General features: G+C 57.1%; 20 protein-coding genes. 7 read left to right on the forward strand and 13 right to left on the reverse strand.

The features are described from left to right. Nucleotides 1-6 precede the first annotated feature (6 nt). The 3 genes from QQF33_RS17810 (at nucleotide 7) to fbpC (ending at nucleotide 4,245) form a co-directional block, all read left to right on the forward strand. Complete coding sequence (locus QQF33_RS17810) at nucleotides 7-1,038, forward strand: ABC transporter substrate-binding protein (RefSeq protein WP_063135461.1); 1,032 nt, start codon at nucleotides 7-9, stop codon at nucleotides 1,036-1,038. A gap of 77 nt (nucleotides 1,039-1,115) precedes the next feature. Next, on the forward strand, nucleotides 1,116-3,194 hold the full coding sequence (locus tag QQF33_RS17815) for an ABC transporter permease (RefSeq protein ID WP_285158346.1): 2,079 nt from the start codon (nucleotides 1,116-1,118) through the stop codon (nucleotides 3,192-3,194). A 4-nt stretch (nucleotides 3,195-3,198) separates the two neighbouring features. Then, nucleotides 3,199-4,245, forward strand: coding sequence for a ferric ABC transporter ATP-binding protein (gene fbpC / locus QQF33_RS17820; protein ID WP_282492695.1), 1,047 nt, complete (start codon nucleotides 3,199-3,201; stop codon nucleotides 4,243-4,245). 207 nt (nucleotides 4,246-4,452) lie between these two features. Here fbpC and mmuM read toward each other — a convergent pair whose 3' ends face one another. Continuing rightward, nucleotides 4,453-5,385 (reverse strand): homocysteine S-methyltransferase, encoded by a 933-nt coding sequence (gene mmuM, locus QQF33_RS17825; protein ID WP_285158347.1) that lies wholly within the window; start codon nucleotides 5,383-5,385, stop codon nucleotides 4,453-4,455. Beyond that, nucleotides 5,372-6,772 carry an S-methylmethionine permease gene (mmuP, locus tag QQF33_RS17830; protein ID WP_285158348.1) on the reverse strand — a complete coding sequence of 467 codons (1,401 nt, stop codon included), beginning with the start codon at nucleotides 6,770-6,772 and terminating at the stop codon, nucleotides 5,372-5,374. The genes mmuM and mmuP overlap by 14 nt, the downstream gene beginning before the upstream one ends. Nucleotides 6,773-7,183: 411 nt before the next feature. Here mmuP and QQF33_RS17835 point away from each other — a divergent pair, with 411 nt between their 5' ends. Then, a complete protein-coding gene (locus tag QQF33_RS17835; RefSeq protein ID WP_282492698.1) occupies nucleotides 7,184-8,293 on the forward strand; it encodes an AI-2E family transporter in 1,110 nt (369 codons plus the stop codon). A 746-nt stretch (nucleotides 8,294-9,039) separates the two neighbouring features. Further along, complete coding sequence (locus tag QQF33_RS17840) at nucleotides 9,040-10,824, forward strand: diguanylate cyclase (RefSeq protein ID WP_285149883.1); 1,785 nt, start codon at nucleotides 9,040-9,042, stop codon at nucleotides 10,822-10,824. A 41-nt stretch (nucleotides 10,825-10,865) separates the two neighbouring features. Here the strand turns inward: QQF33_RS17840 and QQF33_RS17845 are convergent, their stop codons facing one another. The 5 genes from QQF33_RS17845 to QQF33_RS17865 all read right to left on the reverse strand — a co-directional run bounded on the left by QQF33_RS17845 (nucleotide 10,866) and on the right by QQF33_RS17865 (nucleotide 15,006). Next, nucleotides 10,866-11,501 carry a hypothetical protein gene (locus QQF33_RS17845; protein ID WP_285149882.1) on the reverse strand — a complete coding sequence of 212 codons (636 nt, stop codon included), beginning with the start codon at nucleotides 11,499-11,501 and terminating at the stop codon, nucleotides 10,866-10,868. 14 nt (nucleotides 11,502-11,515) lie between these two features. After that, on the reverse strand, nucleotides 11,516-12,277 hold the full coding sequence (locus QQF33_RS17850; RefSeq protein ID WP_285149881.1) for a PDDEXK-like family protein: 762 nt from the start codon (nucleotides 12,275-12,277) through the stop codon (nucleotides 11,516-11,518). Nucleotides 12,278-12,340: 63 nt separating this feature from the next. Continuing rightward, the gene (locus QQF33_RS17855; RefSeq protein ID WP_285149880.1) at nucleotides 12,341-12,637 is read right to left on the reverse strand and encodes a hypothetical protein; all 297 of its coding nucleotides are present in this window, start codon (nucleotides 12,635-12,637) and stop codon (nucleotides 12,341-12,343) included. A 99-nt stretch (nucleotides 12,638-12,736) separates the two neighbouring features. Beyond that, nucleotides 12,737-13,342: a class I SAM-dependent DNA methyltransferase gene (locus QQF33_RS17860; protein ID WP_285149879.1), complete on the reverse strand. Its 606-nt coding sequence runs from the start codon at nucleotides 13,340-13,342 to the stop codon at nucleotides 12,737-12,739. 110 nt (nucleotides 13,343-13,452) lie between these two features. Beyond that, a complete protein-coding gene (locus QQF33_RS17865) occupies nucleotides 13,453-15,006 on the reverse strand; it encodes a peptide MFS transporter (protein WP_285145271.1) in 1,554 nt (517 codons plus the stop codon). Nucleotides 15,007-15,693: 687 nt separating this feature from the next. Here QQF33_RS17865 and QQF33_RS17870 point away from each other — a divergent pair. Both QQF33_RS17870 and QQF33_RS17875 read left to right on the forward strand, forming a co-directional pair. After that, nucleotides 15,694-16,347 (forward strand): helix-turn-helix transcriptional regulator, encoded by a 654-nt coding sequence (locus QQF33_RS17870; protein WP_285158349.1) that lies wholly within the window; start codon nucleotides 15,694-15,696, stop codon nucleotides 16,345-16,347. A 17-nt stretch (nucleotides 16,348-16,364) separates the two neighbouring features. Continuing rightward, nucleotides 16,365-17,813, forward strand: coding sequence for a capsule assembly Wzi family protein (locus tag QQF33_RS17875; protein WP_285158350.1), 1,449 nt, complete (start codon nucleotides 16,365-16,367; stop codon nucleotides 17,811-17,813). A 3-nt stretch (nucleotides 17,814-17,816) separates the two neighbouring features. Here the strand turns inward: QQF33_RS17875 and QQF33_RS17880 are convergent, their stop codons facing one another. From QQF33_RS17880 to tssF, 6 genes are all read right to left on the reverse strand, one after another. Beyond that, nucleotides 17,817-19,181: a VasL domain-containing protein gene (locus QQF33_RS17880; protein ID WP_285158351.1), complete on the reverse strand. Its 1,365-nt coding sequence runs from the start codon at nucleotides 19,179-19,181 to the stop codon at nucleotides 17,817-17,819. Nucleotides 19,182-19,248: 67 nt separating this feature from the next. Then, on the reverse strand, nucleotides 19,249-19,719 hold the full coding sequence (locus tag QQF33_RS17885) for a hypothetical protein (RefSeq protein WP_285158352.1): 471 nt from the start codon (nucleotides 19,717-19,719) through the stop codon (nucleotides 19,249-19,251). An 8-nt stretch (nucleotides 19,720-19,727) separates the two neighbouring features. Further along, nucleotides 19,728-20,171, reverse strand: coding sequence for a type VI secretion system baseplate subunit TssE (gene tssE / locus QQF33_RS17890; protein WP_285158353.1), 444 nt, complete (start codon nucleotides 20,169-20,171; stop codon nucleotides 19,728-19,730). Nucleotide 20,172: 1 nt separating this feature from the next. Continuing rightward, nucleotides 20,173-20,709 carry a type VI secretion system lipoprotein TssJ gene (gene tssJ, locus QQF33_RS17895; protein ID WP_285145277.1) on the reverse strand — a complete coding sequence of 179 codons (537 nt, stop codon included), beginning with the start codon at nucleotides 20,707-20,709 and terminating at the stop codon, nucleotides 20,173-20,175. Then, nucleotides 20,690-21,793 carry a type VI secretion system baseplate subunit TssG gene (gene tssG, locus QQF33_RS17900; RefSeq protein ID WP_285158354.1) on the reverse strand — a complete coding sequence of 368 codons (1,104 nt, stop codon included), beginning with the start codon at nucleotides 21,791-21,793 and terminating at the stop codon, nucleotides 20,690-20,692. Before tssG ends, tssJ begins: the two co-directional genes overlap by 20 nt. After that, nucleotides 21,748-23,511, reverse strand: coding sequence for a type VI secretion system baseplate subunit TssF (gene tssF, locus QQF33_RS17905; protein WP_285158355.1), 1,764 nt, complete (start codon nucleotides 23,509-23,511; stop codon nucleotides 21,748-21,750). The genes tssG and tssF overlap by 46 nt, the downstream gene beginning before the upstream one ends. Nucleotides 23,512-23,529: the final 18 nt, after the last annotated feature.

Here is a 23,529-nt window from a genome sequence, read left to right on the forward strand (position 1 = left end):
TGAATAATGAAAACAACGCTTCTCTCTACCCTCATTGCTTCCGGGATCGCGCTCGCCACCTTAACCGGTGCCGCGCAGGCCAAAGGCCGTCTGGTGGTTTACTGCAGCGCCACCAACGAAATGTGCGAGGCCGAAACCAAAGCCTTCGGCGATAAGTACGACGTCAAAACCTCATTCATCCGCAACGGCTCCGGCAGTACGCTGGCGAAAGTCGATGCTGAGAAGAAAAACCCGCAGGCGGACGTCTGGTACGGCGGCACGCTGGACCCGCAGTCTCAGGCCGGTGAAATGGGGCTGTTGCAGCCGTACAAATCGAAAAATCTTGAGCAGATCATGGAGAAATTCCGCGATCCGGCCAAGGTGAAAGGCAACCTCTCCTCCGCCGTTTACGTCGGTATTCTGGGCTTTGGCGTCAACACCCAGCGCCTGAAAGAGAAAAACCTGCCGGTACCGAAGTGCTGGAAAGATCTGACCAAACCGGAATACAAGGGCGAGATCCAGATCGCCGATCCGCAAAGCTCCGGCACCGCTTATACAGCGCTTGCAACCTTCGTGCAGCTGTGGGGAGAAGATCAGGCGTTCGACTACCTGAAACAGCTTAACGGCAACGTCTCTCAGTACACCAAATCCGGCATCGCCCCGGCGCGTAACGCCGCACGCGGTGAAACGGCTATCGGCATTGGCTTCCTGCACGACTACTCGCTGGAAAAAGAACAGGGCGCCCCGCTGGAGCTGATCTCGCCGTGCGAAGGTACCGGGTATGAGATCGGCGGCGTCAGCATCCTGAAAGGCGCGCGCAACGAAGAGAACGCGAAGCTGTTCGTCGACTGGGTGCTGTCGAAAGAGGCTCAGGAGCTGGCGTGGAAGAAAGGCAAGTCTTACCAGATCCTGACCAATACCACCGCCGAGACCTCGCCGAACTCCCTCAAGCTCGACGACCTGAAGCTGATCAGCTACGACATGGACAAGTACGGCTCAACGGATGTGCGCAAGGCTCTGATCAACAAATGGGTCAGCGACGTGAAGATGGGTAAATAAGCCTGCGATAAGTGGTCAATGCCGGGTGGCGGCTGCGCCTTACCCGGCCTACATTTTCCTCAACACCCGGAAAACTTATGTCACACACACTCGCTCTTCATCCCGTCAAAAAACGGGATGCGGTATTCCTTTGGGTTTTACTTGGCTGGGTGGCGTTTGCGCTGCTGCCAAGCTGGAGCCTGGATTACGGCCTGCTGGAGTCGACGCGCGAAGAAATTCTCGACGCCTACAGCTGGTCCCACTTCAATATCAGTTGGCTGTGGTATCTGTTGCCGAGCCTGCTGCTGGTGCGGCCGTTTAACGAAGCGAAGCGCGAGCAGCGTAGCCGCCACTACCTCGACGCGGGCTGGGCGCTGCTGTGCATGGCCTTTATCGTCATCAGCGCGACGGTGGAAGGACGCGGTTTAGGTTTTGCCACTATCGTGCTGTTCGTGGCTCTCGGCGCGATCATGACCCTGGCGCTGACGCGGCTGGAGTGGCTGGGCGGCGACCGCTTTGTGATTGGCTCGCTGATTACCATCGTGGCGCTGATCGGCATCTTTATCGTCTGGCCGAGTATCGCCATTTTCATTCCGATGTTCACCAACGACGCGGGCGAGTTCGCCCCGCTGGCCTTTATGACCGTGCTGTCGCAGGCGCACATCGTGCAGGTGATCATCAACTCGGTGCTGCTGTCGATTGCCGTTGGCATCGGCTGTACCTTCTTCGGGCTGGTGCTGGCGATTTACACCACCCGCATCGCCAAACGCAGCGCCATCATCGGGCGCATCTTCTCGATCCTGCCGATCGTCACCCCGCCGTTCGTGGTCGGCTTAGGCGTGACGCTGATGATGGGCCGCTCCGGGTATGTCACCGAGCTGATGGTCGACTGGTTCGGCCTGACCAACACCAACTGGCTGTACGGCTTCACCGGCATCTGGCTGGCGCAGGTGCTGGCGTTCACCCCGATGGCGTTTATGATCCTCGACGGGGCGATCAAAACCATTCATCCCTCGCTGGAAGAGGCCTCTTACACCCTGCGCGCCAGCCGCTGGCAGACCTTTAACGGCGTCTTCGTCCCGCTGCTGAAACCGGCGCTGGCGAATGCGTTTTTGATCGTGATCGTCCAGTCGCTCGCCGACTTCAGTAACCCGCTGGTGCTTGGCGGCAACTTCGACGTCTTAGCGACGCAAATCTACTTCTACATCACCGGCTCGCAGCTGGATTATCAGGCCGCCAGTACCCTCGGCGCGTTCCTGCTGGTCTTCTCGCTGCTGGTGTTCTGCATCCAGTACATGTGGATCGGCAAACGGTCGTACGTCACCGTCTCCGGTAAATCCTACCGTGGCGACGTGCAACCGCTGCCGGTGACGCTGGTGTGGAGCGTGGTCGCCCTGCTGGCGGTGTGGATCGTCTTTAACGCCCTGCTCTACGGCAGCATTTTCTACGGCAGCTTCACCGTTAACTGGGGCGTGGATTACACCCTGACGCTGGATAACTTTATCAAGCTGTTCGGCCAGGGAATGAGCGACGGCGCATGGCCTTCGCTGCTCGACACCCTGCTTTACGCCGGGATTGCCGCGCCGATCACCGCCGGTTTTGGCCTGCTGATCGCCTGGGTGGTGGTGCGCCAGCAGTTTAAAGGCAAAAAGACCATCGAGTTCACCACCATGCTGTGCTTCGCCGTACCGGGCACGGTAGCGGGTGTCTCTTATATTCTGGCCTTTAACAGCGCGCCGGTTTACCTCACCGGTACCGCGGCGATTGTGATTATTTCGATGGTGATGCGTAACGTGCCGGTCGGCATTCGCGCCGGGATTGCGGGATTAGGTCAGATCGATAAGTCGCTGGACGAGGCATCCCTCAGCCTGCGCGCCGGATCCCTGCGCACCATTACCCACATTCTGCTGCCGCTGCTGCGCCCGGCGATCCTGTCGGCGCTGATCTACAGCTTCGTGCGCGCCATTACCACCGTCAGCGCCATTGTGTTCCTCGTCACGCCGGATACCCGAGTGGCGACAGCCTACATCCTGAACCGCGTGGAAGACGGCGAATATGGCGTGGCGATTGCCTACGGCTCGATCCTGATTGTGGTCATGCTGGCGATCATTTTCCTCTTTGACTGGCTGATCGGCGAGGCACGCACCTCCCGCTCTAAAGCCAAAAACCAGGCGTAACACTATGACTCAGAAACATTTCGTTGAACTGCGCAATGTCACCAAGCGCTTCGGGACTAATACCGTTATCGAGAACATCAACCTGGCAATCCCGCAGGGACAGATGGTGACGCTCCTCGGCCCGTCCGGGTGCGGCAAAACCACCGTCCTGCGCCTGGTCGCCGGGCTGGAAAAACCGACGGAAGGGCAGATTCTGATTGATGGCGAGGATGTGACGCACCGTTCCATCCAGCAGCGTGATATCTGCATGGTGTTCCAGTCTTACGCCCTGTTCCCGCACATGTCGCTCGGTGAGAACGTCGGCTACGGGCTGAAAATGCTCGGCGTGTCGCGCGCAGAAACCAAAGCGCGGGTGAAAGAGGCGCTGGCGATGGTCGATCTGGAGGGGTTTGAAGATCGCTACGTCGATCAGATCTCCGGCGGCCAGCAGCAGCGCGTGGCCCTGGCGCGCGCCCTGATCCTGAAACCGAAAGTGCTGCTTTTTGATGAGCCGCTGAGCAACCTCGACGCCAACCTGCGCCGCAGCATGCGCGACAAGATCCGCGAGCTGCAAAAGCAGTTCAACATCACCTCGCTGTACGTGACCCACGATCAGAGCGAGGCGTTTGCGGTGTCGGATACGGTGCTGGTGATGAACAAAGGCAACATCATGCAGATCGGTTCGCCGCAGGATCTCTATCGCCAGCCCGCGTCACGCTTCATGGCGAGCTTTATGGGCGACGCCAACCTGTTCCCGGCGCGTTTTAGCGAGGATTTCGTCGAGATCCACGGGTATCGTCTGCCGCGTCCGATGCATTTTGCGCAAGACGGAGAAGGCTCCGTCGGCGTACGCCCGGAGGCGATCACTCTGAGCGAGCGTGGCGAAGAGAGCCAGCGCTGCACTATCCGGCACGTCGCCTACATGGGACCGCAGTACGAGGTGATTGTGGAGTGGCACGGGCAGGAGATTTTGCTGCAGGTCAACGCCACGCGTCTGCAGCCGAACGAAGGGGAAAATTATTACCTGGAGATCCATCCGTACGGGATGTTTGTTTTGGCGGATGCGGCCTAGGGTTTGCTCCCTCTCCCTGTGGGAGAGGGCCGGGGTGAGGGCACCAGCGCGCACCTTCCCCCTCACCCTAACCCTCTCCCCATAGGGGAGAGGGGACTGTTCGGTGCGGCCTTCTTACCTGTAGGCCGGGTAAGGCGTAGCCGCCACCCGGCGATGTTCAGCGCAGTTTTGTAGGCCGGGTAAGGCGCAGCCGCCACCCGGCGATGTTCAGCGCAAAGCTTTAAGCTCAGCAATATCCTTCGGCGTCGTGCGACAGCACCCGCCGATCAGCTTCGCTCCTGCTGCAACCCACTGCGGCAAATACCCCGCCAGCGTCTCACAAGCCTCACCGTGATGGTGCCAGGTTTTACTCACCGCGTCGTAATGCTCACCGGAATTTGGATAGACCACCAGCGGCAGCGCAGTCAGGGTGTGCAGATGTTCTATCGCCGCCGTGGTGTTTTCCAGGGCGATACAGTTAATCCCCAGCGCCACAATCTGCGGATAATCTGCAAGCGTTGCCACCACGTCACGCAGCGGCGTACCGTCGCTCAGATGCTCGCTGTCGCGCAGGGTAAACGAAAACCACGCCTTCGCGCGCGGATAGCCAGTCAGCAGTTCCGCCAGGGCTTTGATCTCCGCAAAGGACGGCAGGGTTTCGCAGGCCAGCAGATCGGCCCCGGCGTCCAGCAGGGCTTCCACTCGCGAACGATGAAACTCACTAAACTCCGCCGCACTGCGAACGTAATCCCCGCGATACTCCGAACCGTCCGCCAGATACGCACCGTACGGCCCGACCGATCCGGCTACCAGCAGCGTGCCCGCCTGCGGATTTTCCGCCAGATACGCTTCCCGTGCCTTGCGCGCCAGCTCCACGCTTTTGCCGATCAGCGCACGAGATTGCGCCTCGTCATAGCCGCGTGCGGCAAAACCCGCCGCCGTCGCCTGATAGCTGGCGGTGATCGCCACCTGCGCCCCGGCGCGGAAGTAGTCGAGATGCACTTCGCGGATAAGCTCCGGGTTTTCCACCAGCACTTTGGCGGACCACAGGCTGTCGGCCAGGTGGCAACCGCGCGCTTCCAGCTCCGTCGCCATCGCTCCGTCCAGCACGATAAATGGCTGTGTTTCAAGGAGGGCGGTAAGCGGATTATTCTGCGACATGTTCAGGCTCCTGGGTTTTCGGGGTTTGAGTCAGGTAGTACGCACCATAACACAACGCGACAAACGGCAGCCCGCAGTAAAGGGCGATGCGCTGGGTCGGGTCAAACGCCAGCCCGATGCAGGCCACCAGGCACAGCACAAATCCCAGTACCGGCACCAGGGGATACCAGGGCGCGCGATACTGTATATCAGCCAGCGGTTTCCCGGCCTGAAGATGACGGCGGCGGAACATAAAATGCGAGGCGCAGATGCTTATCCACACTGCCACCACCGCAAAACCGGAAATGGCAGAGAGCGCGACAAACACCGTGTCTGGCGCGATGACGCTGGAGAACAGCGCCAGCACGCCGCCGAGCATACTCACGGAAATCGCCGTCAGCGGGACGCCGTTTTTATTGACGCGGGCAAAGCAGCGCGGCAGCGTCTTTTCATTGGAGAGCGACCACAACATGCGCCCCGACGCATACAAACCCGAGTTGGCCGCCGAGAGGATCGCCGTCAGGATCACGAAGTTAAAAATATCCGCCGCATAGGGAATGCCGACTTTCTCGAACACCAGTACGAACGGGCTTTTTTCGACGCCCGCCTGCTGCATCGGGATCAGCGCCGCCAGCACAAACACGGTGCCGATAAAGAAAATGATTAAGCGCGCGATGGTAGTGCGGATGGCCACCGGGATCACCTTGTGCGGGTTCTGCGTTTCACCCGCCGCGATGCCGATAAGCTCGGTCCCGGAGAAGGCAAAGTTAACCGCCACCATGGTCATCAGGATCGGCAAACCGCCGTGCGGGAACCAGCCTTCCGCGGTGAGGTTCGCCAGCCCCGGCGCGGGTGAGCCGTCCTGCATTGGGATAAAGCCAAAGATTGCCGCCCCGCCGAGAATAATAAAGGCGATGATGGTGATGACTTTCACCAGCGAGAACCAGAATTCCCCTTCGGCAAAAAAGCGCGTGGAGATGACGTTGAGGGCAAAAATGACGGCGCAGAACACCACGCACCAGATCCATACCGGCACCTGCGGGAACCAGTACTGCATACAAAATCCGGCGGCGGTAAAGCTCGAGCCAAGCGCCACTGTCCAGGTGAGCCAGTACAGCCACGCCACCGTATACCCGGTCGCCGGACCGAGATAGCGCGCGGCATAGACGTGAAACGCCCCGGTCTCCGGCATCGCCACGGAGAGTTCGCCCAGGCACTGCATCACCAGCCACACCACCAGCGCGCCGATGAGATACGCCAGCAGCGTCCCGGCGGCTCCGGTGGTGGAAATGATGTAACCCGTATTGAAAAACAACCCTGTCCCAATCACGCCACCCAGCGAAAGCATAATCAGGTGGCGGGTTTTCATGGTGCGTTTTAGCTGCCCATTGTCTTGTTCTGTTTTCATATTACCTTCTAAACGTATGGACATCTAAACATCCAAAGAAGGTTCGTTATACCGTGATTGTTAACAAAAAGCTAGCCGTGAACCAGCCGCAGCCGGGCGCGCCGCGCGCTGAGACGAGGGTGATTCGTGAGAATGACGTAGAGAATCGGTCGCCAGGCCATAAGCACCTCCACAGGCAGATACTTACAGCATGGCGCGAGGTGCTGACCTCTTCGGTCAGTCGAAAGTGGTATCTGCAGGCGATGAACTCATGCGCTCGTTGCCGGGCCTGCGGATTGACCGGGTTTGGTAGGCCGGGTAAGGCGCAGCCCGGCTTCTTTCACGGCAGCAATGTGATCCACCCAACAAAATTGGTAAATCTGCCAAAGGGTTCTATAGTCGACTCTGTTTCTTAGCCACCAGGACTCGCTAATGCGCTTTAACGGACTGACTAAAGGTTTCTTCATTCTTATTCTCGCCATTGTCTCAGTGGCTTTCTTTGACATCCTCGCGCCCTACTTCTCCGCCGTGCTCTGGGCGTCGATTCTGGCCGTGATTTTCCATCCGGTGAAAAACAAACTGCGCGGCTGGGTTGGCGAGCGCAACGGCGTGGCGTCGCTGCTTACGCTGGTGGTGATCTGCCTGATCGTCTTTACGCCGCTGGTGGTGATCCTCTCGTCGCTGGCCATCGAGCTGAACGTGGTGTACACCAAGCTTCAGCACACCAACCCGCAGTTCCCGGAGGTGGTGGCGAGCCTGTTTGCCCATCTGCCGGACTGGGCGCGGAACTTCCTCGTCGAGCACAATCTGGATAACGCGGCCCAGATCCAGCAAAAGCTGTCTGACGTCGCCCTGAAAGGCGGACAGTATCTGGCAGGCAGCGCCTTCCTGATCGGCAAAGGGACGTTTGGCTTTGCGGTGAGCTTCGGCGTGATGATCTACCTGCTGTTTTTCCTGCTTAAAGACGGGCCGTGGCTGGTGCGCCAGATCCTCGATTCGCTGCCGCTGTCGGATTTTGTTAAGCAGCATCTGTTTGCCAAATTCGCCGCCGTCTCGCGTGCCACCGTCAAAGGCACCGCCGTGGTAGCGGTCGTTCAGGGGATTCTGGGCGGGATCGCCTTCTACATTGCCGGCATCGACGGCAGCGTACTGTGGGGCGCGCTGATGGCGTTCCTGTCGCTCATCCCCGCCGTCGGCTCGGCGATTATCTGGGTGCCCGCCGCCATCTTCCTGTTCGCCACCCAGCAGCTGTGGCAAGGGTTCTTTATCGTCGGCTTCTTCGTGATTATCGTCGGGCTGGTGGATAACATCCTGCGTCCGCTGCTGGTCGGGAAAGACACCAAAATGCCGGACTACCTGATCCTGATCTCGACTCTCGGCGGGATGGAAATCTACGGCATCAACGGATTTGTCATCGGCCCGCTGGTGGCGGCGCTGTTTATCGCCTGCTGGAATTTGCTCTCCGGGCGCGACCACGCGGGGAACGTAGACGAAATCGATGAGGCTTTCATCGAAGAAGGGAGAAATCCTCCCGATCTGTGAATCCCGGATGATAAATAGCAAACAGGCGGCCATTGGCCTATTGCTTGCCCAAGATCTTTAGGGCATCGGTGGAATCGTTCCGTTCACTTTCATTCCTCTGCTTCCGGTCCATCTCTCTGCGGTGAACGTGCCAGGGTGGCTCAATCGCCACCACCCTGGCAACCCCGGCTCCCGGCAAAGAAAATCGCCGCTTCGCGGTGCCTTCGTCTTATTCCTTCCGGCTGACGGGGACGGGCGCAGGTAACATCCCTGTAAGTCGCGCCCTCGACGCACATCCCTGTGCGTCGCCCCTACCTCCAGTCAACGCCTCAGCGATTTTCAGCCGGACTCCCGCTCCCTCAACCTTCACAGCTGTCTGAATGTGGCACCGGTGTGGGTCCCCGCTGAAATCGGCGAACCGAAGGCCGGATGACAAGGGCTGGACGCCAGGGATGGCGGCCAGAGGCGAAACGAGACAGGAAGTCGAGTCGAGCCGACCGCAGGCAGCGGGCCGGGAGGTGAGCGCAGTGCGAAGCACCGATTTCATGGCGGGGCGCGGGGATTGCAAAGGGGGCCGCGTAGCCCCCTTTGCACGTTCACAGGTTGTGACGCGATTATATTCTGCTAAACATAAGGTGAACGGAACAACCTCAGATACTTAACTGACCAGCAATAGCCACAGGCCACCTTTTTTTGTCACGCAAAATCAGGCGTTTCCTATAATTCCAGTAACGCTATCCCACTTATGGCTGAAAAGGATCCAACAGGTGCGAATTGCCACCATAACCAACTGGGCCTACGGTGCCACGGTGTGCCTGACACTCGCCTCCGGCGTGGTCATGCTGATGGCCTCGAATGCCGATAACGCCGAGCGTCGGGCCGTTGAGCAGCGGCAGATTTTCGATCAGCTGACCGAGGAGGTCGAAACCGACGCCTGGTCGCTGTCCGATCTGGCGCGCCTGTACGTCGTGAATAAAGATCCTGATGCGCTGAAGGAGTATCAGCAGAAAGAACAATCACTTAAAGGTATCGATCAGCGCCTTTTGCGGCTCAAAGATAACGGTGCCACCGGCGAAGAGCTGGCGCTGCTGCATGAAGGATTACAGGTTGCCGATGAGCTGCAGGATGAGCAGCAGGCCGCGCTCGCCAGCATGGCGCGCGGCGAGGAGAGGCAGGCCGTCATTCTGCTGTACGGCAAGCCCTACGAGCAGGAGCTGGATCGGGTGCAGAATCAGATCGACCATTTCCGCCTGATCCTGGATCGCCGCGCCCAGAATGCCGTGGAACAGGCAACGAAAGCGTCCCGCACCCTGCGTACCCTGTCAGAAGTGATGGTCGGCCTGACCGCCCTGCTGTTTTTGTTCGTGCTCGGTTTTATTTTGAAGCGCCGCGTGCTGCGCCCGGTGGTGCGGCTCAGCGATGTCGTGCATCGACTGGCATCGCAGGATTACGCCGTGGAAACGCCGAACTTTAACCAGATCGACGAGATCGGCGATATGGCGCAGGCGATCCGTATCTTCCGCGAGAACGGCCTGGTACGGCAGCAGCTGGAGAAAGAGCGCGACGCCGACTGGGCGATCCGCGAGCTGCTGGCGCGCATGACTCAGCGCCTGCAGGGCTGTGAAAATTTCGCCGACGTAATTAACGTCGCCCAGCTTTTCGCCCCCAACATCGCGCCGGGCATTGGCGGGCAGCTCTATATCCTCGACCGCGATCCCTGGCAGATGCGCTGCGTCGCGCAGTGGCTGATCGACGATGAGAAACAGCTCCCGTTCCACCCGGACGAGTGCTGGGCCGTGCGTCGCGGTCAGAGCCATCCGCCGGTGAACGGCGAACCGGATATCACCTGCTATCATCTGCCGGAATCAGCGGCGAATCAGTCGCTGTGCGTGCCGCTGATCGCTCAGGGCGAGGCCATCGGTTTGCTCTCGTTCCAGAACATCACCCCGGAGACCGCGCCGTCCCGCGCCTATCTGGAGCTGATGGCCGAAGCGCTCGGGCTGGCGCTGGCGAATCAGCGTCTGCGCGACGCCCTGCTGGAAAAAGCGCTGTACGACCCGTTAACCGGCCTGCGTAACCGCCATCATCTGGAAGACAAAATGCAGACCCTGATGAGTCAGGCGCTGCGCAATGACGAACCGGTAAGCTGCCTGATGATCGATATCGACCACTTCAAGAGCATTAACGACCGGTTTGGTCACGAGGCGGGCGATCAGGTGATCAAAAGCGTGGCGGCGATTGTGCAGCGCGCCGTCAGCGACAACGGCATCGCCTTCCGCTACGGCGGGGAAGAGTTTCTGGCGCTACTGGCCGGGATCAGTGAAGAAGGTGCCCACGCCTGCGCCACGGAGATTTACGAAGGGGTTCGCGCGTTGTCGTTGCGCTACGGCCTGGCGGAGATTGGCCCGGTCGATGTGTCGATCGGCATCGCCAGCTATCCGCAGCACGCCCAGAGCGACAACCTGCTGCGCGCGGCAGACGTGGCGCTGTATCGCGCCAAAGAGCTGGGGCGTTCGCGGATTGTGAGTTTTGGGATGCTGGAGGCGGGGTAAAGGTGCGCCCGAACGTACGATCAATCGGGCGACAAGCGTGTTCAGTCCTTTTGCAGCGGTACCAGGATCTCGTCGAAAAGCGGCACAGCGTCTTTCAGTTTTGTCAGCACGTCAGTCAGCGGATCGAACAAAGGATGTTCCGCTGGGAATTTGCCATATTCCAGCCAACACTCTGAGAGTTGCCCAACATCCAGACAGAGCGGGAGAAAGAAATTGCCCTTCCCGTGATCTTCAAAACCCATGGCGGCTAATTTCTCGAGCACTGGGCGAGTCTTTTCATTCGCATAGTGCTTCAAATTACGCACACCGCCGTAAATACTGTTATCCAGTGTCAGACGAAAACCATATGTCGTTTTTTCGGTCGCATTATGGGTCAATACTGCCAGGAGATAGTCCTCTTCCCGGCAATCAGTCTGATAATTTTCGAACCAGCACTTACATTTGTCTTCAGACACATACCAACTTGCAGGAGAAATCCAGAGATAATTATTGTCTTCAATGTTTGATTCCCCATGCCATCCGCTTGCCAGAACAAACTGTTTGACGCGCTGATCAAATCCTTTGCAGAACGCAGGGGTTATATGATTTTCAAAAACCACAGCTGCCTGATTGAACATCTTCAGCTGAGAAAAAAGCAGCGCACCCGCCTGACGTTCCTCATCATTGTAATAGGTCATTTTGATATCCTTATTTAGAGTTGATTCATGTGATTGATAAAACTGATTGCCGAACAGGCCGCCATTAAACGTGCCGTTGATACTGGCTGCGCTGAAGCTATTTCCTGATATGTTTCAGATACTGCAGTATCAAAAGCCAAACCAAGCTGTCGCCATGAAATTGCCGGGGTATGTTCAGGTAAAACGTCAGGTCCAACCGTTTGTGATGCCCCGCCATGAGGGGTCAAATACACCACAGCCCAAGGGCGAATTCCCGCCCTTACGGCAGCCTCTTCACAGTAGCGTTGCATTTGGTTTTCCTGTTCACCCGCCCGAATTTTGACCTCGATTAACAGGAAAAATGCATCGCTATCTATTTCGATATCGACACGATTACGAGTATCACCGGTCGGATTTGTTTCAACCTGAACCCGACAATAGCGATTGAATTTGGCGGGGAATTTACCCTCACTTCGTTTGTGGAGTATTTCCAATAATGCACCCAGTGGGCCATCACCCAAGCCATGACTCCCTGCGGGGTCCAATAACCATGCTAATAGCGTCGAATTGCGGACTTCGTTGTGACCAATTCCCGCGACTTGCCACGGTTCAAAACGGAATGAATCGTGGCGTAACGCGAGGAGCGGCTTATCCAGTCTGGTAAAAAAATGCTGCAGAGCACCTGGCTCTGGAAATATGACGGGTGTTGAGCGGATATCCGATAAAAGCAGATCCTTTGGCCACTGCTGAAAAAAGGACATTAACTTCCCCGCTAAACCATGAGGGATTTGTTCCATTAAATATATTATCCGTAATAATGGTTTATATTAATGTATCGGCAAAACATCTTTAAATCTTAATTAGCTCTCGTTCTGCTCACGCCATTGTTTCACCATCTCATCCGTAACTTCATTTTTATAACAGATTGGTGCATACCCTCCGGCCTTGCTCCATGCACTGCGGCGACCGCATGAGCTTCCGTTCCTTGCCCGATTAAAAGGACAAGCACAAACACTGGGATAAGAGGCGATGGATTCTGTAATGATATTTTCTTTAACAGTCGCATCCGATACGTTATTGCTTTTCGCCATTACGCTGCCCGTCATAAAGACGCAGCACGTAGCCAAAAGCACCATCAAAAATGGTCTCGTTTTCATCTACATTGCTCATTGAAAGAAAGTGATCAGGTACACATTAGGACCAGAATGCTCAAGAAGTTATGACGTAAAACAATAAAAATTATCTGATGATCAATTTCAACTTCGCTGGCACAGCCAGACCGAATGCCCGCCGCACTCCGGATCTTCAAACATCACCTCAATGACCGTGAAGCCGTTATCCGCCAGCCGTTGCCGGTATTCATCCGGCGACAGGCTGGCGTGGTACAGCGGCTGGCCCTCAAATTCCCCCATCGCGATACCGTTATCCGTCCCGCTGGTGAACATCAACACGCTGCCTGAGTGGCTGTGACGGGCGAAAATGGGGAACATCTGACGCTGATCGTCGTGTGAGAGGTGGAAAAAACTGTCCCAGGCGATCAGCCCGTCGAAGGTCTCATTGAGCGCCATCTGGCGCATATCCAGATTCAACCAGCGCTGTTCGGGAAACGCCTGCTGCGCGCGCGCCAGCATACCGGGTGCGCCATCGAAGCCCGTTAGCTGGTAGCCGTGGCGGATAAAATGCTCCGCGATCGGCACCCCGTTACCGCAGCCGATATCCAGAATCGTCCCCTCCTCCCCGACCAGCCGGGTGAATTTATCCAGCCAGCTTTTCTCCATCAGATGACGGGAGCGCAGCTTCGCAAACGCACCGGCATGGGTGTCGTAAATCGTGAGGATGTTTTTCGCGGCGGCATCAGACATGTTGAGTCTCATTTATGCGGGTTTCTGGAATGTTTATACCCTACTCGCCAGGCTCAAAACAAAAAAACCGGCGCAGAGGCGCCGGTTTGTGAGTGCGAATAGCGTGCTTATCAGGCGTTGGTCACCGGTTTCGGCTCAGTTTTGCTCTGAGCGTTTTCCAGCATACGACGCACCGGCACAATCAGCACCGCCAGTACCGCGGCGCAGATCAGCAGCGCGATGGAGCAGCGCGCGAAGAGATCCGGCAGCATATCCAGTTGGTCAGCTTTCACGTGGCCGCCAATCAGGCCCGCCGCGAGGTTACCCAGCGCGCTGGCGCAGAACCACAGGCCCATCATCTGACCGCGCATTCTTTCCGGGGCCAGCAGGGTCATGGTCGCCAGACCAATCGGGCTCAGGCACAGCTCGCCAAGAGTCAGCATCAGAATACTGCCCACCAGCCACATCGGGGAGACGCCCGCGCCGCCGTTGCTCAGGACATTTTCCGCCGCCAGCATCATCAGGCCAAAGCCCGCCGCCGCGCACAGAATACCGATTACGAACTTAGTGATACTGCTCAGGCGCACGCCTTTCTGGGCCATCATCGGCCAGGCCCAGCTAAAGACCGGTGCCAGCAGAATGATAAACAGGGCGTTGATCGACTGGAACCACACGGCCGGGATTTCAAAATCGCCGATCATGCGGTTGGTGTAGTCGTTCGCGAACAGGTTGAAGGAGGTCGGCTTCTGCTCAAACGCAGACCAGAAGAACGCCGCTGAAACCAGCAGGATAAAGCAGACCAGCAGTCGCGCGCGCTCTTTGCGGTTCAGCCCGGCAAAGACGAAAAGATAGATGAAGTACAGCGCCACGGAAGCCGCAATGATGTACACCAGCGTGCTGGCCACCGCGACCGGGTTGATCACAATGATGCCCTGGGCAATCAGCGTCACGACGACCGCCACACCGACGGCCAGCGCCAGCAGCCACGCGCCAACGCCGTTTTTCTTCGCCACCGGGTTGTTCCAGGTGGAGTCCAGACCAACTTCGCTGTCGTAGCGTTTCATCGACGGGACGGCAAAAAGGCGGAAGATCACCAGCGCCACCAGCATCCCGATACCGCCGATGCCAAAGCCCCAGTGCCAGCCGTGAGTTTTAATCAGCCAGCCGGAGATCAGCGGCGCGATAAACGACCCCATGTTGATGCCCATGTAGAACAGCGAAAAGCCGCCGTCACGGCGCGCATCGCCTTTCTTGTAGAGCGTACCGACCATCACCGAGATACAGGTTTTGAACAAACCGGAACCAAGAACGATAAACATCAGGCCGATAAAGAACAGGTTGTTGCCCATAAACGCGGAGAGCGCGATCGACAGGTGGCCGAGCGCAATCAGGATCGAGCCGTACCACACCGCACGCTGCTGGCCGAGCCAGTTATCCGCCAGCCAGCCGCCCGGCAGTGCCGCCAGGTACATGCTACCCGCGAAGATACCGACGATCGCCGAGGCGTTTTCACGCGCCAGCCCCATGCCGCCGTCGTAGACGGTCGCAGCCATGAACAGGATCAGTAGCGGACGAATGCCGTAGAACGAGAAGCGCTCCCACATTTCCGTGAAGAACAGCGAGCCAAGGGGATAAGGATGACCGAAGAAAGTTCGACTTTCTTTTTGATTAACAGAGGATTGCATAATTCTCCCGAAGAGGTGTGTCGTGTTGCAAATCACCACCAGATTGTTTGCCGACCCTCAATCCTGAGAGCCGAACCGTTACATCCAGCGAAATATTATTTAACCATTTGATAACCGGACGGTGGTTTTGTCTAGTGCCCGGAGGGGGACTTTAAGATGAAAATTCGACAGATGTCTAGTTTTGTAGACTTTTAGTTTGATGAGAAAGGGTAAAGATTGACAAGAATGCAGAAGGCACGACCTGATTTTCGTCCCAAAATAACCTCTTCATGTCCACCCTTTCTCAAGAGATTTCCGGGTTATTTTCTTACGTTTTCCATCTTCAATAAACGCAAAATCGCCAGCAGAGTTAAAAGCGAAAAATAACTCGCCCGTGCGTTTAAGTGCAACCTGTCGGGTTATATGCGAAAAATCTCACACCAGATAGATTAATTCCCATCAGGTCTACAGTTAGACCCAGATAAAACTTGAGCAAAAGATGCCCCGTGGTTAAAAATCCTCTGTCACTCTAAGAAAAAAACCAAGGATAAAAGCATGTATCTTTTATCAAAAATAATGAAAGTCATAATCGTATTGATATTGATTAGTTCGGTTGTCTGGGCATTTATTCCTGAAGCAGAAGCCGCTATTTATTTACACTATCCGTGAGCGTCGTCATCTGGGATCGACTCTCTTTTCAGGTTTACTATGATAAATATTATTCTCAATGACCGTGATAGTTTTTATCGCCTCGGCATGCAGACGCTGTTTAGCGCCCTTTTTCCGGACGAATTTGATAATCGTATCGCCTTCACTCATGACCTGAACCCACAAAGCGTGGCGGTCGCTGATGTGATTGTGATGGGGCTTTCCCATGGGGAAATCAGCATCTGCCATCCCGTGCTTCATGCCCGCAAGCAAAACAGCCTGATAATCGGCCTGTATGAAGGGAATGCGCCCCCGCACTGCGACCCACTCCCACTCTGTTTTAAGAATATTATTTTCGTCAATCGTACAGAACCCTTGCCCGAGATTAAAAAGCGGTTTTTACGCAGTTGGGAAAATTGTCGTATTCTGCCGATGATACCCCGGCAATGGAAATGTCAGGATTGTCGTCATAAAACACTTTCACCACAGCAAATTAACGTCGCCAATCATTATTATCAGGGTGCCACCGCCGAGCAAATCTCGCAAATTCTGTGTATCAGTATCAAAACGGTATTTACTCATAAGCGAATGATCATGGGTAAATTTAATTTACATTCAGACTTTCAACTCTTCACGTTATTTAACGTGATAAAAGCGCTGAATAACGACACCCCAGATTTCCTCACGGCACACCGGGAGCTGAAGCGGGCATAATATCGCAGAGGATGCGTATGAAATACGTCAAAAACGGGCTCCGGGCATGCTTCATTTTATGTCTGGCCAGTGGCCCATGGCACGTCTATGCCGGGGGAATTGTATTAAGCGATAATCAGCTTCGAAGCGATCTCACATGGCTGAATAACAATAATATTATTGCCATTAATCTCTCCACCTGGCCGCTCAGCCAGGATGACATTGCCCGGGCCCTCGCCGGGGCAAAGCACAGCGACAACCTGATGGCCGGACAGGTCATCAACCGGATGCAGCATCGACTTCGCGAAATAAAATCGCCGGTCAGAGTGAAAACCTGGGCGCAGTCGATCCAATCCGCATTACCGCCTGGGTTTAGTGATTCCAGAGCCAGCGCCCACGGTGTCAGCGCGGCGCTGGAAATGGGCGGAGAAGCCTGGGACATTAATCTGCAGGGACAACAGGAGCATCACCAGTACATCAACGATGTGACCCATGGGAATCTGAACGGAGCTTACGCCGGAATAAACCTCTTCAACCAATGGATCGCCTTCGGCGAGATCCCGCAGTGGTGGGGGCCGGGCAATGACGGGAGCCTGATTCGCTCTGACGCAGCGCGACCGGTGGTGGGGTTTTTAATGCAACGGGCAGAGCAGTCGCCGTTTGATACTCCGTGGCTTGCCTGGCTGGGAAGCTGGCAGTACCAGCTTTCCGCCGGACAACTGCGCCAGTATCACAGCCCCGAAGAGGCCAAACTGATGGGAGCGCGCGTGACGTTCGCGCCTGCCGCCTCTCTTGAAACGGGCTTTTCGAGCATGTTGATGTGGGGAGGAAAAGGTCGGCCAAACCATCTGGCGTCGTTTCGGGATGCCTTCCTGGGACGTGACAATACCGGCAGCCGGGATCGCGATCCGGGGAATCAGATGGCTGGTTTCGACGTTAACTGGAAACTCTTTAGCCTCACCGGGCTGCCGATCGCGTTTTACGGGCAGGCGATCGGAGACGATCAGGCGGGTGTTTTACCCTCGCACAACGCGTTCTTAGCCGGTTTGCAGGGCAATCATTCCTGGGGCAATCAGCAGGTTAACTGGTACGTGGAAGGCGCAGATACACGCGCGGGGATGAAAACCACGGGGAACACCTACTATCACTATTGCTACCACGAAGGTTACTACCAGCAAGGGGCTTCCCTGGGGGACGCGATGGGCGGAGACGGTACGCGCTATTCGGTAAAAACTGACGTCGTACTGGAAAATGAACAGCACCTGAGCGCCAGGCTAATGTGGGCCAGAGTCAACCGCGACTCGCTGCGGATTAACAAAGCCTATCCACAGGCGGATACGCTGAAAGGTGCAGAGCTGGGGTGGTCGGTGCCTGTATCGCCACGGGTAACCGTCGGGAGTACCGTCTGGTTTACGGACCGCGACTCCGCCAGTCTCGATACCGGAGTCGCGGTCACACTCAGCTTTTTCTCCGGAGAAATTCGCTAGAGCTTATTTCGGCTGGGCGTCTACCCCCTCCAGCTGCGAATAAGAGACAATCGATCGTTTCAGATGCTCTTCAACTCTCTGACGCTGGGCGATGCTATCCGCGCCTTGCGTCGGAGAACTCGCGGCCTGGCGGAGCTGTTCTTCCACCGGAACCGTCTGGCGAAAACTGTTCATCATCTCGTAAACGTTTGATTTCAACTCGCTCACGGTAATGTATTTCCCTTTCTGCCCGTCCAGCGCATTGAGCCGATCTGCCAGCATCTGAAGCCGCTGCATGCCCTCGTACCAGCCGGTCAGTGAATTCGCGGGAAGCGTATTGGCCGCGAGACGCTGCTGCCAGTTTTTTTGCATCTGCCCCATTTCCGGGTTTTCCGGCCAGAGGGTTTTCCCCTGATTCAGCAGCGCGTTGCCATATTGAACTGTCCAGCCGGGCGGCAATGCAGCCAGGGCATCAAGCTGCTCCGACGCGCGTTTTAACCAGCGCGCCGGATCGCCGTTAACGCGATCAGGCTGGCGCAAACCCTGGATTTGATCCGGCGTGAGTGCCTGGGGTAATGGCGCGACAGAAGCCTGCAGCGCGAGCGACAGTTCATCCGCCCGATGGGCAAAATTCCAGCCCCACAACGCCATCGCGCCAACCACCAGCGACGAGCAGGCTCCGGCGAGAAACACGGGCCAGCGTCTGGGCGGCGGCAGCGTTTCGTGGATGACTTCGACATTCACCTCCGGCTCAGGACGAATCACATACACCAGGCGGCTCACCGGCGCAGATTCCGCATTTGCAGGCAGTGACGCCAGGGCCTGAGCGGGAAGCGTAATGGCGGGCGACAGGCTCTCCTGCGATGAACTGTTTTCCAGCCGGGTCAGCGCAGCGCGCACCTGCTGCATCAGCGGTGCCGTCTGACAGGCGTGCTTCAGTGCCTGCCGCGCCAGAATATCGTCCATCGCCTCAATCAGCTTCTCAGCCTGCTCCAGCGCGATAAGATCGGCCGGGTTGAGCGAGTAAGTGCGAAATATTTTCTGTAAGCGCTGGAACAATCCGTTGAGGATCTCGGCGCGGGCATGGACCGGCTGCGGCCAGAGTTGGGTCCACTGATGGCTGAGCAGCGCATTCAGGATCGCCAGCCCTTCATTGATCCCGTTGACGCGCGCCAGATGGCTCCGCGCCAGGGTATACCATGCTCCGGTCTGCAGTTCGACGCCGTTTATCTCGAATAATGAAAGGGATAGTGCTTCGACCTGTTTCCAGTTTACGTCCGGACGCGCGGGATGGGTCAGCTTCGCCATCTCCTCACGCAGGGCGATAAAGTCAGGAAGCGCCCGCGGATCGTGCCCCGTTTTTACCGGGCGAGGGTGTACATCGTGCATAGTGGTTTCATCCCTGAGGGAAAGAGTGGCGGAGAAGCGATGCTCGTCCGCCGGGGATATTTATCGATCAGGGAAGCAGATTCCCGATCATTTCAAAGAACACATCTTCGTTAAAGGTTTTGCGAGGCGACGCGACGCCGCCATAAACGCTGTATGACCAGTTGACGTCATCGCTGGAGCGCATAAACAGGCGGTACAGCGAAGTGCTCTTGCCGTCGCCGTACAGCGTCACGTCGACGCCGCCCGTCACGCCCTGCCCGTATAAAAATTCCGGCGTGAACTTTATCTTCCGATTTTCGTAGCCCAACGCCAGGCCGGGAACAGTGAACGAACTTCCCCCGGCAAAAAGGTCAAGTACGGAAACGGACTCACTCTCAATCTGAATGCCCGTTCCCGCCAACCAGTCGTCCATCGCGCCCTGAAGAAGCGTCATTCGTGTGCAGAACTCGGCAATATCCGCCTCACTTTTGCTGCTAAACGGGCGGGGATGAGGCTGTTGATCCTGAAGTTTTTTTAGAAAGCGTGCTTTTGCTGACATGTGCGGCCTTACATCCGGGATTTGTTATCAAGGTAGTGTTGTTGTTTGAGGTGGCGGATCAGCACCCGCCCTTCGGGCATAAAATCGGTTCCATAGCGCACCAGCCCGATGCCTTTCAGCTCCGCATCAATGGCATAGCGCAGCTCGCCGGGGACTTCCTGATCCTGTAGCACCACGTTGATGCTTTTCAGGCGCGGCTCGTACTTGAGCAATACCTCTGAAAACGTGGTCATCAGCTGATGCGCGGTGCCGGGCATGCCCTGCAGGATTTTGGTCATGTCCGGCAGACCGTAGTCGGGCAGATGCGCCAGCGTGCCCGCGCGGCAGTTGAGGAGCCGTTGCATGTTATCGAGTACGGACAGGATCACCTGGTTGGGCTCGTTGACCTGATGAAGGTCGAGACCGCCGGTGAAGTTGCCGTAGAGGGTTTCGTAGAGGGAGGGGCGCGGCATTTTACTTATCCTTGACCGCGACCAGCGTCAGCTGGTTGTTGCCCGCCTCGATCACCCGAGCTTTATCCGGATCGAGGTCGTCACGGGAAAGCACCACCCGCCAGGTATCTTTCGCCAGATCCGGTGAGATGAACATCCCGGCAATAGCCACATATTGCGCGCTTTCATCCATCGGCATATCCACCGTTACTGCGCCGCCAGGCTGCAGGCGAACATCCTTTTCTGCCACCAGGTCGGCCTTAATCGCCTGACTGTCGGTGGCAAACAGCGACGGGTAGTCCGTGCTGTCGAAGGTTTTCCGGTCTTTCAGCTGATAGATACGCACTATCGTCGACAGGGCGACGCCACCCGCGTTGCTGTTCACCGCCTCACGGGCGCGGATATCGAGATGCAGGGTTTTCACCTGCTTATAAAAAATCGACTTTGTCATCGACACGGTGCCGTCCGTGACCTTCTGGGTCAGGCCACAGCCTGCCAGCATCATCGCGACGCCCGACGCCAGTACGAGCATCGCGGTTTTACCAGTGGTAATTGCCATCTTCATCGGTCTCCCTGCGGTGATGGTTCTCCTGAACGCGCTCATAGCGGCCAAGATTGATGGTGATTGTTTTAGGGTGTGTCGTGGTGTTCGACGAATTGAGCGGCCGCAATATCGCCGTGCGCCCGAGCTGGACATCACCGGCGCGCGGCTGGCTTTGCATCGTCGCATCAGGCAGTAGACGGCGGTCAACCTGCAGCTGCAGCCTGACATCCAGACGCGAGCCCAGGTACACATGCAGCAGCGCCATCAGGTCGGTATGAAGGTCACCGCCCGGCAGCCAGCCGTGCACTTCATCCCGGTTCGTCGTCGACAGTTGCATCAGCACCTGGCTGTTCACGTCCGTCGCATAAGCGCCCATCACGGGGCGGCCTTTCAACATGGTGGGGTGGCGAACACTCATCGCCAGCGGTTTTTTAAGCGGGATCCGACGTCTGTCGTGATGCCAGATTTTCGCCTGCGTGTCCGGGGCCAGCAGTCGCACCAGTGACGCCATGCCTTCAGCCGTGCGGCCCGGCAGTAGCATAACCGGCAGCAGCGCCAGGAAACGGGACGCTGGTGTGGCAATGGTGTCAGTACAACCGTCGATACCCAGCCCCGCCAGGCCCAGCAAATACTGCGAAGTTTTATCTTTCCCGCCTTCAGCAAAGGTCGCCGGGTAAGAGTATTTCCGCCAGATACGGTAATACTGGGCCACCAGCCGATGGTTGAAGATATCGAGAAAATCCGCCGTGGCTTCATAGCCTTCCCGGCGCTGGGTGATGTCGTCGATATAGTGCGTCGGCAGGGGCGATTCCACCCCGTAAAGCCCCATAAAGGTAATGCGAACGGTCGGGGGCAGATGCGGATGATCCGCAGCTTCCACCGCTTTAATTTCCGAAGCGGGAAAGCCCATCCCAGGGTGTGGACGAAAGCGCACCGGCTCGTGGCGAACCTGCCAGGTGCTGCCGATGACGGGCTTATCCGGCTGGCTTTGTTCCAGCAACTGGCAGAAGCGATAAAAGTTGGTATAGGGCAACCGGTCGCCCAGTTGTGCCATCAGCCGGGCAGGCGCGGACTGTGATTCTCTTTCCACCGGATGCATTTTCCTTCAGGCTGAACGATAAGGGTGAGCTGATTAAACTGGTTCATGTCGGCGTAGAGGGCAAAGAACCGGTTGAGTAGTTCACCGAACAGATGCACGTCCCCGTCACCCGTAAAACCGCTGCTGTCGAGGGTCACTTCGACATCCAGGCCGCGCAGCAAAAAGCCATCTTCGAAACGCTGAATACGGTGGTGCTCAACCCGCTGAATGGCATCGAGGCGGCGGTTGTTCAGCTCGTCCTCCTGCCAGTTGTACAGCGCCAACGTGCCGCGCAGCACTTCCGCGCTGCTCATCATGTTCAGAAAACCGGAGCCGAGATGGCTCAACACGCGCCAGTGAAAACGATCTTCGGCGGGCGGATAGACCGGCAGCGTCGGTTTGCAGAGGCTTTTAACGGTCATTTTCGTCTGCACCACCTGCTCGCAGCGATCCAGCAACGTGCTCTGGAGCGCCCGACGCGGCAGCTGGCCGTTAGTCCCGGTGATTTGCAGCGACACGGTTTCGCGGGCAAAGCTGCGGTCATCTTCCCACTGCATCCCGCCGAGGATCAGCCAGGTGTCGTGCAGCCCGGTGACGCCGCGCTTCACCCGCGTGTGGTAGTAACGGGGTGGAGCCTGTCGGCGCATCATCCCGCCTTTATGGCGGAAACTGCTGAACGGCACATATTCGGCATCACTGGTGCGGCTGGAACCGGTCACAGAGTCCACCGAGTAAATCTCCGTATGCCCGTCCTGCAGACGCTTTGGACGCAGAAGATATTCACTTTCCAGCCCGGAAATCGTCAGCGGGTCAGCTTCCAGGGTGAACAGGTTGATCACGGGGACGCAGTGCAGCCGCATGACGTCATCGGTGACGGGCAGATCCGACGGCCACTGCTGATTAAACACCACTTCAAGATCGAAATAGTCCGTCCCGGCAGGCGGGGTAATGCCCTCCAGGCCATGAAGGTGGACGAACATGAATTTCTCACGGAAGGTGAAATACTCCAGCAGCAGCTGATAGCCACTGAACCCGGTGTCACCTTTTGGCCAGAGTCCATCGTCCTCATCAAAACCACCGGGAGTGAACCTCCCCTCCAGCTTAATGCGATCGGTCTGGCCGGGCAGACGCATATACAGCGCAGCCTGACGACGAGTGAGCATCAGATGCAGCTGGCTGCTGATCGGCGCTTCCGCACCGAGATAAAAACTCAACCGACTGAGCTCCGCCTGCGACCAGTCCGCCTGGCCGCTACAGGCCAGTCGCAGGCGCAACATTGAACGCCCGTCCGGCTCAGTAGACATGGTCACTCCCGATACACTCAGTGGATTGAGCATCATCTCGCGAGTGGTGCGATAGCGGCAGACGGTATTCTTTGGCCCTACTGGGCGCGAGTAAACCTCAACGCCTGCGTGCACAATTTCGGCCATTTTCATGGCATGCAGATCCGGCGTGAACGCCACAATCGACAGGGACGGAATGGTGCGCAGATAGTGCGGCCAGAGCATGCTGACCAGCCCTTCGGTCAGCTCCGGAAGATCGTCATCAATCTTCTCGCGCAGCCGCCCCATTGAGAAGGCAAAGCCTTCAAACAGGCGCTCAACGTATGGGTCGGGGGTACCAGCTTTGTCCAGATCGAGCATTGCGGCGCGATCCGGGTGAGTTTGAGCGAACTCTTTCGCCGCTTCGCGGAGATAGCGCATTTCCGCGTCGTAATAGCGCAGGGTTAAATCTTTCATTATTTTTTTTCCCGTCAA

This window comes from Lelliottia wanjuensis (assembly GCF_030238365.1).
Taxonomy (GTDB): Bacteria; Pseudomonadota; Gammaproteobacteria; order Enterobacterales; family Enterobacteriaceae; genus Enterobacter; species Enterobacter wanjuensis.